The sequence below is a fragment of the Armatimonadota bacterium genome, assembly GCA_020354555.1.
Classification (GTDB): domain Bacteria; phylum Armatimonadota; class Hebobacteria.
The window spans coordinates 895,241-907,531 of record CP070648.1 but is presented as its reverse complement, the minus strand read 5'-3'; the positions used below and the strand labels follow the sequence as shown (position 1 = coordinate 907,531).

General features: G+C 65.6%; 7 protein-coding genes. 1 reads left to right on the top strand and 6 read right to left on the bottom strand.

Translation table 11 applies throughout. The features are described from left to right. The 6 genes from JSV65_03745 to JSV65_03720 form a co-directional block, all read right to left on the bottom strand. The coding region (locus JSV65_03745) for a hypothetical protein (GenBank protein UCH35474.1) at positions 1–1,512 on the bottom strand (1,512 nt) is incomplete at its 3' end. A gap of 163 nt (positions 1,513–1,675) precedes the next feature. Next, positions 1,676–2,713, bottom strand: a complete 1,038-nt coding sequence (locus tag JSV65_03740; protein ID UCH35473.1) for a hypothetical protein — start codon at positions 2,711–2,713, stop codon at positions 1,676–1,678. A 211-nt stretch (positions 2,714–2,924) separates the two neighbouring features. Continuing rightward, positions 2,925–3,404 carry an NAD(P)H-dependent oxidoreductase gene (locus JSV65_03735; GenBank protein ID UCH35472.1) on the bottom strand — a complete coding sequence of 160 codons (480 nt, stop codon included), beginning with the start codon at positions 3,402–3,404 and terminating at the stop codon, positions 2,925–2,927. 133 nt (positions 3,405–3,537) lie between these two features. After that, complete coding sequence (locus JSV65_03730) at positions 3,538–5,130, bottom strand: hypothetical protein (protein UCH35471.1); 1,593 nt, start codon at positions 5,128–5,130, stop codon at positions 3,538–3,540. Between the two features lie 38 nt (positions 5,131–5,168). Beyond that, complete coding sequence (locus JSV65_03725) at positions 5,169–7,379, bottom strand: hypothetical protein (protein UCH35470.1); 2,211 nt, start codon at positions 7,377–7,379, stop codon at positions 5,169–5,171. Positions 7,380–7,401: 22 nt separating this feature from the next. Then, entirely contained in the window at positions 7,402–10,692 is a 3,291-nt protein-coding gene (locus tag JSV65_03720) for a VCBS repeat-containing protein (GenBank protein ID UCH35469.1), read from the bottom strand. Positions 10,693–11,127: 435 nt separating this feature from the next. On the opposite strand from JSV65_03720, the gene JSV65_03715 reads away from it, so the two are divergent. After that, positions 11,128–11,973 carry a phosphotransferase gene (locus JSV65_03715; protein UCH35468.1) on the top strand — a complete coding sequence of 282 codons (846 nt, stop codon included), beginning with the start codon at positions 11,128–11,130 and terminating at the stop codon, positions 11,971–11,973. The last annotated feature ends 318 nt before the right edge of the window (positions 11,974–12,291 follow it).

The following is a 12,291-nucleotide window of genomic DNA, read 5'->3' as shown; positions in this document are numbered from 1 at the left end:
CGCGAGACGCATCGGGGGCAGGTCGCGCGGGTAGACCTGGGTCAACGCGCCGTGGAACCATTGTCCGTACCAGTCCACCGGCGCTTCGGTCGTCAGCAGCGCATTGGGGTTCGCCGACAACGCGGCGCGGCGCACCTTCGACAGCAGTTGCTTCATCCAGTCGTTATAGCCGAATGGCGTATCGTGCTCGTGCGCCGGGTTGTAGCACGGCAGGAAGTAGAAGCCGAGGGAGTCCAGCCGCACACCGTCGGCGCCCGTCTCCCGAAGCAGGCGTTCGACGGTGTGCGCGAGGTGATCCTGCCATTCCACACAGCCCGGGCACATGTGGTAGAACCCCTGTGACGTGTAGTTGCCGGTGATGCCGCCATCCCTGCGCATGACGGACCAGCGCTCGGCCTTGCCGCTCTTGGCTAGTTCGCTCTCCTTGTGGACGATGTATCCCTCGATGTAGAGAGTCGCGTGGAGCCCGAGATGATGCAGGGCGGCGATGCCATTTCTCATAGCTGCGGCGCCGCCCATGTCCTCGCGCACGACGTTGTCGCCGTCGGTGTGCACGCCGTGCAGCATCGAACCTCGGCTGTAGAACGCATACTCCAGGTTGTCAATCGGCACGCGCAGATGCGCTGCGGGCAATTGCGCGAAAGTATCGAGGCAGAACTGTCCGCCATGGTCCGGTGTAACGCCGGGCCCGCCCTTCTTGAAATGCCGCCCCTCGCAGCCGTTTGAGGTGCGGAACCAGGCCGGCGGTTTGACGAGCTTGTAGGCCCGGCTGAACCACTTGCGGTATGCCCGCGCCGCGGGTCGCCAATCTCCACGGTACACCAGGATCCGCGCCGCCGGGAGTTCCATGCTCTCGCCGGGGGCCAGCGTGCGCGGCGGGAAGTGGCGCACCTCGACCGACGGCTCGCTCAGCACCAGCATCTTCGGCTGTGCGTCCGGATCCATCATGATGAGGCCGAGGGCACTGCGCGACTCAGGATCCCAGATCGAGTGCCACTGCATGGAGACCTGACCGCCGTTACCCACGACCCCGCCGCTATGAGCCCAGGCGGGCGTGATCGCGCCGGCCTGATTCATGGCGGTCGCGAGGTTCGTCGCTCCCTCGGGCCCAAGCCGCACGCCGTCGAGACAAGGAAAGCTGACCATGACGTCGCGCGGATCGGTTCCGCGGTTAGTGACGCGAAGCGACCAGTCCGAGACGCCCGTGCCTCTGGGCAGGGTCACGCGGAGCCACGCTTCCAGTCCGTCGCCTGCGTAGCAGAGGCCGAGGGTATTCTTGTAGCGGGTCAGTTCCCTTAGCTGGCATGAGCCCGGCTGTATGACCGACCGGCTGATCGCCGCCGGGTCATCGCCTAACTCGTATTCCTTCGTGAAGTCAGCGTAGATGCGAAAGGGAATGGTGTTGGATCGCGGGGATTTCAGGCACTCGTCCGCCGCCTCGCGATTCACAATGCGGCGCAGCGCTCCTGTCGCGGTGTCAAACTCGATGCGGCATTGCTTGTTCTGAAGCATTCGTGCGATCCCATCGCCGCCGTCTGCTGCGGCGTGCTCCGCGGCGACGATCAGACAAATCAGAGCACCGACCAGTATCTGGCATGTCATAATCGTGCGGACCTCTAGACCCGTGCTGCGCGGAGGGCGGCAGCCGCCGCGCGAGCCGGCGGGCTCGCGGCAGCTACGGTGTCCTGGATCGTGTCATATACCGTATTCTGTCGTAGCGATAGTCGTACGGCTCCCCACCGACCTGGCACGAGTAGAAGACGACGAGGCGGTCCTCATCGCCGTGGCTTACGATGGTCGCGGACGGCACATGACACGCAGGAGTGTCCGAATCCGGAGGCAGCCACCCGAGGACGCGCCAGTGGATACCGTCATCCGATTCGGCCTCAGCCAACTGTCTGCCCGCCCATCCCTCGCCGTACCCGCTGGGGTCGGCGAACGCACAGTACTTGCCCTGCCACTTGACGACGGAGGGGTTCGGCCATTCGTGCAGCAGAGGCTCGTCCCCGGCGCGCAGGACGCGAAAGCCGCCGCTCTGCATGAAGTCATCCTCGTCCGCCTCGGCATATCCCATCGCGATGTCTGATCCGGTCCAATAGTCGAACCACAGCCGCCACCGCCCATCATCGAACAACAGCGACGGGCGATGGTACATCCCGTGCTTGAATATCTCAATCCTCGCATCGCCCGGCGCGCCGATTTCCGGTTCGTGGATCAACAGCGGCTGCGCCGCTTTCTCCCACCGGATGCCGTCATCCGAGACCGCGCCCATGACGCAGTACAAGTCGCCATCGCCATCACCCGCCTGCCCCGCGGCGATGCCATCCGAGTTCGGCCCGGTGGCGGAATAGGCCATGTGATACCGCCCGCGATGCAGCACCACGGAAGGATCACCGTTATGCCACGAGTCATATGACTCATCCTGCGGCGTGATGACGGGTGTCCATTTCCGTGGATCCGCACCGCCGTCCCACCCGCCGTCACCACAATAGATCTCCCACTCCTGGAGACTCTTGCCGCGGGCGAGAAAAATGGCGTCGCATCCCGGATACCCCGGATTGCAGTCGGCGGCCGCCCAGCCGAAGAACCACATGCGAAAGGGGTAGGCGGCATCATTCACGCGCAGAACCGTCGCGTGGTACATGTTGCGAAAGCCCGCCAGCACGTTGCGCTCGTCGCGCCGCCAGAACGCGGAGCGATCAACGTGTCGCATATCGCCGCCCGGCGCGGAAGGTAACATATCGCTGGGACCTGTCATGACGCACACGGAACACAACAGCGCCGACAGGACTAGTCGAATCGGCTTCTTCATGCACGTGCCCGCGGAAGCGAGGTAGTGACTTCGATCGGCGTACCCGGTCCGCGGGTTCAGCCTGCGTCCGTGGTGAGCGCGTCGCGCGGCGTCGCGAACCGCTCCCGGACCGCTAGCCCAGGAGCCGCTTGGCCAGCTCGGCGTTCCTGCGACCGAAGCGCCGGCACTCCTTGCGAGAGCGCTCATCAGGCGCGCCCACCGCGATGGGGCCGTAATGGTCCCCCTGCGGATCGCCCCGTACGATCATCCCGTGTATGAGCAGTGCCTTGACGATATCGAGCACCGTGGTCTCATTGCCCCCGCCCGGGCCGCCCGACGAAGCAAACGCGCCGCCGACCTTGCCTTCCAGTTTCCCGTGATGGGCTACGCTCTCGTCCAGGAGTTGCTTCACCTCGGCGGCCATCGTGCCGTAGTACACGGGCGAGCCGATCAGGATGCCATCGAATCCGAGCAAGTCCTTGGGCGTGACGTCCTCGATGGGCTTGAGCGCGACCTCCACGCCTTTGACCCCGCGGGCGGCTCGCGCGATGACCTCGGCCATCTTCTTCGTATTGCCGGTGCGGCTGTAGTATGTGACGAGCAGCTTCGCCATGAGATGTCGCCTCCTTCGCGCCGATACCCTCGCGGGGGAGTTCTGTGGGCCGGCAAGCGGAACCTGCTCGGCGATGAGTCGGCGCTCAGGCAAGCCGCGTGCTTCAGCCAGCCTCGGCGCGACGGGGATGCCGCTATGGGCGGAGGTAGAACTCTACCCACCCGAAGGTCACCGCCCGGCTCGGCGCCACCTCGATGAGATTGTAGCCTCGATGCATCGCGGCGACGGGCACAGCGTAAGCGTAGGTTGCGAATGTGGGTCGCGGCTCGGGGAGTTCGAACGGACCGCTAAACGCGCATAGCTCCCCGTTGACGCGAACCTCCAACGTGTCGGCGTCGAGTGTGGTCTCGCCCTCAACGCCTAGCAGCGCAGTGACCTGCCCGCTCTCGGGCCTCGGACCCGTCGGGATGCGAAATGCCTTGTGCTGCCCCGCTCCGCACGACGCGGGCAAGGGCATGGCTTGGGGCTCGCCGGGCGCCCAGGTGTCGGCGTACGTCATGACGTGGCGGCGCGGCTTGCCCGCGAGCGTGTCGAGGCTCCCAATCTCGCATAGCATGGTGCGGTAGTTCTCCAGGTCTCCCATAGCGGTGTCGGAGTCCATGTAGTTGAAGAGGTAGATGCGATCCGCACCGCGGTCGAGCATCGCGGCGGCCGCGCCGCGGACGGTCTCGATCGAGTTGCTCGTGTAGCCAGGATAACCGGGATAGGGGCGTACCAGCACCTCGAGCCCGGCCGCGAGAACGACGTCGGTCCCGCACAGCAGATCTTGCCAGATCTCGACCGGCATGTCCGTTTCGACCGTCGCCCAGAACGGCGTGACAACGAGCATGTCGATCAGCTCCTGACGCGCCCACGTCACGGCGTCCATGCCCAACCCCAACGCCGTCTGCGGCCGCGACGCCACTCGCGCGCCGAGGCGGATCTCGTGCCCGCGCTTCTTTTCGGAACTGTCGAGTATGCGGCGGACTTCCGCGACGAACTCCGTGAGCAACCGCGCCCCCTCGGCTTCATGCCCGGGCCGGAAGTGAAAGCCGAAGCGCATCCAGTCCAGCTCCAGGCCGTCGAAATCATAACGTTCCGCCAGCTCGCGGATCAGCTTCAAGTGGTACTCGCGGACCTCGGCCTGTCCGTAATCGAACGCGCGCTCCACCCAGCCGCCGGTCGCATAGGGCACGCGGCGCAGGTCGGGACGCGAGCGCCAGAACTCGCTGTGGATGTAGCACCGCTCGTCGTCCACGTTGTGGACATCGTTCATGCGCATCGACAGCCAGGGGGAGATACGGCGCTCGCGGCAGCGACTGATCCAGAGTTGATAGACATCAATGCCGTCCCGGTGCAGCTGCCACGCCGTATGAATCCAGCGCCGCGCGCTCTTCCGTTCCTCGGGGGAGAGGCTCGCGAGCAGCGGCTGGTCGTCCGGCCCGTCGGGGTCGTAGCCGCGCCAGATTGGGTCCCACACCTCGCTTGCATAGCTCGTGCGCATGCAGTTCGGGCAGAGCATCAACTCCTTGATCTGCGTGTCGGCGTACTGGTCAACCCACGACGCCGCGGTTTCCGCGTCGAGTTCCTGACCCGCCCGCGTGTAGAAATAGTGCGAGTCATCTTCGTTCAGTGCAATGCCGGGCATATCGGTTTCTCCCCTGGAGCGACGACATTCGGGCGCGGCGGCGAACGCGTCGCCCGGCGTCGCCGACAGCAGTCCCACCGCCGCTGTCGCCAACTTCAAGAACTCCCTGCGGCTCGGATTGCTTTCGCTGCCCACGATCAGTAGACCTGTGCCAGCCCAATCTCGCAGTCGCCGAGCGGACCTGCCGTGGAGAAATCCTCCGCTCGGCCGTTGTAAGGCACCTTCCCGACCAGGAGTTCCTGCGCACCGGCGCTGAAATTCCCGTCGTGTTCGAACCGCCAAAGCGTACGGTACCGCTCGCCGTCGTCACTCGCTTCAATGACGCCCCAGTAGGCGCCCCAACGGGCGCGCAGCCACACCCAACGCTGCGGATCGTAGCCCTCCGCGAGCAACTGTTGATCGCGGATTCCCGGCACGACCAACTCCCGCTGCGCGGGGATCGCCGCAGGCCATTCCGCGCCCGGCAGCGGGCGCGCCGTCATATCGGCCTGGAGTCGCCCGTCGGCTCGCGTCCCGATGCGCAGACGCGCTCCGTTGTCGAAGCGCACCAGCGCCGCCGGGCCCCACGACATGCCCTCGTCGCTGCCCTGGCGCAGCTTGACCACCAATCCGCGCACCGCGCCGCTCAGCGGCAAGGACAGGAAAGCGTAGGTGTGCGCGTGGCCGTGAATCCTGAGCACGCCGTCTGCGACGGAGAACGGGCGTGGATTGCTTGATGAGACGAACTGCTGCGCGCGCGGCAGGGAGTCGAATGATAGCTGAAGCAGCGGCTCGTCCCACTGCGGCGACTGCCGCAGGGCGGCTGCGTCAGTCCGATACGCGAGCGCGCGCTTCGCTGCCTGCGCTCGATAGGCTGCGGCTCGCGCGGGCACGTCAGCCTGCCTCGCGTCGGCCGCAGCCTCGACGCGCTTCCGCAGATCGGGGGTCAGGTGCGCGCGATAGTCCTGGTCGATTATCCGCATCAGGTCCGGTCGGGGGAGCCAGCTCACGATCGTGTGAAATCGCGCATTGGCCTCTAACACGCGACCCGCGAGTTCCGCGCTGAGCGTCCCGTCATTGTTGCACAGCACGCCGATCGAATTGCTCACATTGTAGCCCGAGACGAAGAAGCGGAGATAATCGAAATCAGAGTAGAGCTTCGCGTCCCCTTCGCCGCGCAGGATGAAGTCCACGTACGCATCCGCCTGCGGCAGGTAGCAGTGCCCGGGGCCGAGAGCGAGGGTGGAGTGCCATTCCAGAAGGCCGTGCTCCCCGAGCAGACCGCGGGCGCGGCGGGCTAAGGCATACAGGGCGGCGGGACGGCTGAGATACTGTCCATCGAAGTACAACCCGTCGGGGCGATGCTCTCTCATCAGGCGCTCGATCGCATCCATGAAGAGTCCGAAGTTCTCGCCGGTGCCGCTGCCCGGCGGATAGTCCACGAAGTCGTCGTAGGTGTTGATCGCCTTGCTCTCGAGCGGCGTCCCTTTGATGAAGTAGTATGGGCTGGTGTAGACGATGAAACGCAGGCCCAAGTCGTGGCAGGTCTGGCGCACCCGGGCAAACTCAGCCGCGCCGAGGCGCGGGGCAAAGTCGAGGTTCCAGTCCTTCCACAGCATGATTTCGGATTGCAGCAACGCGATGTTCCCATGCCGCCGCCAAGCACGCAGCACGTCGTCGGGCGGATAGGCGAGTTCCCTGGAATGATGCCACACCACGTTGTCTCGCAGCGAGCGCTCCCAGGGGTAGGGTTTCGGCGGGCACACCGCGATCCAGAGCACCGAGTCCGCGGGCAACGCGTACGTCGCCGCCGTCCGCCCGTACGGGTCGAACCCGTCATCAAGGTTCGACTCCGAGCAGTACAGGCCGAACCCGCCCCATTCGTCGACCAGCAGGTGGTTGCTGCCATAGGATGCGAACCATGCGGGGGTGATGCGGGGGTCGAGCGACGCTGTCAGCGGCTGGTGCGCGTGGAGCATGAACAGGGAATCGCCGTTGACGCGAATGGTGAGCTGCGGGCGTTGGCACGTAATGCGCGCGAACCCCCGGCTGGAATGCGTCATGCGCGCGCCGCGAAGCGGCTCGCCCAAGCGCAAGCGGACCACGGGGCGCGCGTGCCCGATGCGCTGCTCGAAGCGGAACTCGCCGCGGCGCAGGTCGGCGGTGATCCGGGCGCCGGTCGTGACGACTTCCCAGGAGCGACTCGTCAGGTCAGCGGACTCCACCGTCATGCCGCACTGCGGCTTGGGGAACGCGCTGGGGTCCATCAAATCCTGAAACGTCGGCGGGGCGCCGGCGGCGCTCGCCCTCGGTAGCATCAGGGATGATAGGGCGAGGCAGAGCATCCAACCTGTGACGCGTTTGATCATGCAAGTCGTTCCTCGCGGCTGATTATCGCACCGCGGATCTGCGCGCGTCGCCGCGTTGCATGCCCCACAATACTTCGTACGGCTTGCACCGCATTCCCGTGCGCAGACAGTGATTGGTGCCCGGGGTGGCGGCGAAGATCTCCACCAGCCCGTCGCCGTTCACGTCCGCCGCTACTGTGTGATAGTAAGCCGTCCTGTGCTTGAACCGCCAGATCACCGAACCGTCGCCCTGGATCGCCTTGATGACGCGGCCGGTGGAGGCCATCACGATCTCGTAGTCGCCGTCGGCATCCAGGTCGAGCAGTGTCGGGCAGCCGAAAGCCCGCTCCTCCATGTCCGCGCTCCACAGTAGCTTCCCGTCGTGCGAGAACGCCAGGCAGTAGCCGTCCTCCGTGCCGACGACGATCTCCCGCTTCCCATCTCCGTTGATGTCGGCCGCCGCGCTCTGGTACAGGCCCGCGAGGTCAGGCTCGCTCGGCTCCCAGCGATAGCTCCAGCGCGGCGCGCCCTGCGCGTCGAGCACCTGCATCTGCCCGTCGCCGAAGCTCAACGCGACCTCGACCCGCCCGTCTCCATCGAGGTCCGCAGCTGTGACGCAGTTGGCTCCCCCCGGCGGTCCGTCGTACTCCCAGATGACCGAGCCATCACCCCTCAGCGCCATCACCTTCCCCTCGCCGCTTCCCGCCAGCACGTCCAGCGTCCCGTCCCCGTCCACATCGGCCATGACCGGAGACGTCTCGACGGTCCCTCCGCCGAAGTCGCGCTTCCACAGCACTGCGCCGCTCGCGTCAAGCAGGTAAAGGAAGCCGTTGTCACACGATGCGGCGACTTCGAGCGTGTCATCGCCAGCCACATCGCCGACCGCGACCGGTGTCCAGAACCGGTCGCCTGCGAAGTAGCCCCAGAGGACGTTGCCGCTCCGATCAATGCACCAGACGTTGCCGTCCTCACTGGCGGCGACGGCCTCCGGCGCGCCGTCGCCGTTGACATCCGCGGCGGCAGGCGGGGCGAATCGCATTCCGGGATACGGCAGCCGGTCCTTCTGCTGGAAGCTGACGTTGCCCTCGCCGTCAATCAGGCCGCAGGCGCCTCCGCCCCAGCGCCCGTTGGTGGGCATGAGCAGCTGCAGCTTGCCGTTGCCAAGCCAATCGGCCACCGCCGGAGCGTAGTAGCTGTTCGGCTCGAAGACGCTCCACAGCATCCGGCTCTGCCCGACTATCGTCCACACGCCCGCCGCGGCTTCAGCAGTTGACAGTGTTCCTGATGCGCGATCGAACGCGCTCTCGACAGGCTGCCATCGGCCGTCTCGCCAGTGCGCGAGGCCCAGCGATTCCGCGATCAGGTCCTGCACCGTTTCCGGCCGCACCTCAACTCGCAGGGCCACCGGCACCGCCGTACCGGACAGGCGCACGTAGTCCTTGACTCCTGCCCCTGGATCGGTCGGCTCGACACTGACCGGATTCCACCGGTAGCGGCTTACAGAAAGCGTCCCTCCGCCCGGCGCTACACTCACCTCGACGTCGGCCGCGCAGGCAATCCTTGTTGCTCCCGGCCTGACCGCAGCGGTCTCCTGCGGATACACGCTCACCTGGTGCCATCTGGAGGTGCGCCAATTCAACGGATTGGCGCCATTGCCGGCGCTTGCTGCGACAGATACCTCGCCGTCGAACCCGGGCCCCATGGCAGGGATAGTGAATTCGTATGTGCCCCGGGCAATCTTGCGCCCAGGGGCTGAGAACCCGATCACGTCATCCCGGGTGTACTCCAATCGTGGATTCGCGATGCCGAGCGGCGCGTCAATCCGCGCGCGCATCGTGAGCGCCCGGGAACTCGGCCAGCGGTGCGGGACGCGCTCCAGGACAACGCTGGGAAACGAGAGGCGCTGCTTCACATACGCCTTCGGATCAGGCGTCTGCAGCGACGCGCGATAGAGTCTGAGCAGTGCTTCGCACAGGTACCCCGGCCCTTGCGTCGCATCGTAGTAGAGCGGGCGGTCGAGGCCGATCGCGCCCGCAAGCAAGCCGCTCTCGTGCTGGAATTGGCGCGCGAGCGCGACGAACTCCGTCGCCTGATCCAGCCAGCGGCGCTCGCCCGTAGCCAGGTACAACTGCGTCAGGAAGTCCATGTTCCCGGCGACCATCATGGCCATCATCGCCTTCGGCCGCGGGATGTCGGCGAAGCGCTCCGCGAAGCCCCTCGCCCAGTCCACGTATTTCGTATCGCCGGTGAGCTTGTAGGCAAGCAAGGCCGTCGTGCCGCCCCACGGCTTGCCCTGCCAGTAGGCGCTCCAGGCGGCCTGCTCCCATCGCGGGTGGTCACGGTAGCAGTCGTCGAGATGGGCGAGCGCGGATGAAAGCACCCACGGGTTGGGCGCGATCTCACATGCCTTGAGGTACAACTGCGCCATGCCGGGGTTGTCGCGGCTCACAATCGGGTTGCCCATTCGGCGGTCGGCCCACCAGCAGGTCGGGAAGCGCGCCGTGTCCGGGTCGCCCTTCGACGCGTACGAGACCGCCAGTTCCTGCATCCATTCCCGGTATTTCGGGTCCTTCGTGCGCGAGTAGGCGAACGCCCAGAGATAGGTGTACCCGGCCCCGTATTCCGGGAAATTGGCGTTCTCGATGCCGGGCTTGCATGTATCCCAGTCGGAATGTCGGTTCCAGCCGTAACGCTCGCGGTCCTGGAAATGCCCGGCCACGATAGCGTCCGCGTAGTCCGTAATCGCCTCTGGCTTCATATCCCAGATGCGCTCGTAAGGGATGATCTGGCGTTCCATCTCGTGACGCTTGCCCGAGACGCGGTCCTCGAGCAGGTCGTAGCTGAGGTGCGCGCCGGTGGCGAAAAAGCCCGTATCGGGATGTACGGCATAGGCCAGGAAGTCGCGCAGATACGCGTCGGCTGCGTCGGCGTAGGTGCGGTCGCCGGTGATGTCGCTGAGGTCATACAATGCGTTGAGGAACTCGGCGTCCCGACCGAGGTTGCCGCTCTGTGGGCTTTCCTTCGCATTCCAGAACTTGCCCCAGGCGCTGTAGTCCGTGTCTTCGTTCCACTGTCTGGCCTCGGCCGCCCAGTCGGCGGAAGTGCGTTGGGTCGGCGCCTGCAAGGTGCGCAGGTCGATCATCTGCGTGAAGAAGTGAGTCTGCACTGGCCCGTAGTGGTCGGTGCCGTAGCGCAGCATGGCGTCCGCATGCGCGCGGACAAGGTCGAGCGCATCTCGTGCGGCGCCTTGGTCGGCGAGCGCCGGAAGCGCTGCCTGCACAACGGCGAAGATCAGAACCGCGACAGCAGCAATGATGGGGAAACGACGCGTCATATCACGATCACCAGGGATGGTCTCGCCCGGAATCCGGGTTGATGAGTGGGATTCGCCGTTGCGGGCGGCTGTTCCCGCTCGGCCTCGGCGCTGGTGTCACCATGCGGAGACGGCGCGAACGCAATCGGGTACGCACAGCAGGTCACTTTCGTCATTCCGATAGTGTTCGCGTAGCCTGCCACTTTGACCCAAGAGGCCCCGCACCAGCGACAAAGCCACCAACCGCCGAGGGAACGAACGCCATCCTAACCACATGACAAAGCGTCCCCCGCTCCGAGCGACTACCTCTTCCTTTCGCCACCCCGCTTGACCCCTGGGCCTCACCCGCCTAGAATGATCTTGGCGCGTTGACGAACACAGCGGGGCATTGACGGGAAGACACTCGAAATGCGGGTGAATTGGAGCGTTGCGGTAGAGTATTGAAGGGAACCGACGATGCGGTCACCTGGTTCTCAGAATAGCCAAGGAAGCGCTCCCGACAAGGACGTCTCGTTAAGTGAGGGTGGCCCTACTGAGGTCTATCGCCGTGGACAGGTGATCGTCAAGGACACAGGTCCTTGGGCCCCCGCGGTGCACTCGTTACTGCGCCATCTTGAAGATACCGGGTTCACCGGATCACCGCGCGTGGTGGGTTCCGGGTTCGACCCCTCTGGGCGCGAGACGCTCACCTACATCGAGGGCGGATTCACACACCCAGGTCCGTGGACTCTCGAGGGGGCAGCGGCAGTGGGTCAGTTGGTCCGAGAGTTGCACAAAGCGACCGCGTCCTATCGCCCACCTCCCGACGCGGCATGGCAGCCTTGGTTCGGTCGTGCCCTCGGCGGCGCTGCTCGCATCATCAGTCACTGCGACGTCGCCCCGTGGAACATCGTGGCCCGCAACGGACTCCCAGTCGCCCTCATAGACTGGGAACACGCCGGCCCAGTCGATCCACTCGTCGAACTCGCGCAAGCCTGCTGGCTCAACGCCAAGCTTCACGACGATGACGTGGCGAAGCGAGACGGCCTGCCACCGCTCACAGAGCGCGCCCAGCAGCTCCGCGCGATCGTGGATGCGTACGGCCTGTCGGCGAGTCGAAGCCGGGGCTTCGTAGACCGGATCATTGAGTTCGTCATCCACGACACCGCAGAGCAAGCCGACGAAGCCAGGATCACTCCGGACACGACGGCCCTCAAGCTGGACGTGCTCGGCTTCAACCCGCTATGGGCGCTAGCCTGGCGGGCACGTGCAGCCGCATGGCTGGTCCGTCACCGCCGCATTCTCCAGAACGCGCTTTCGTGACGTAGAGCGGCAACGGCACTAGGACGTGAAGATTCGGGACTAGCCGGTTTCTGGCCGGACGAGCCCGATCACGTGGCACACACCGCCCCTGGCGACCTAGACCATGCCGCCGAACCCGGCTCATTCCGACGACCCCTTCCCGATCGCGTCTTGGCTATCGAGGTATGACGGCGACGGAGAGGCAGGTCGAGCAAGAATGCTGGACTGGCAGTGACGAGAGGCGATCGCGTGCAGCGCGAGGCACGTCCGACCGTGCTCCGCCCGCGCCGCATTGAGGGAAGCCGGTGCCTCGACACCGCTGGCGCTACGCCGAACGGT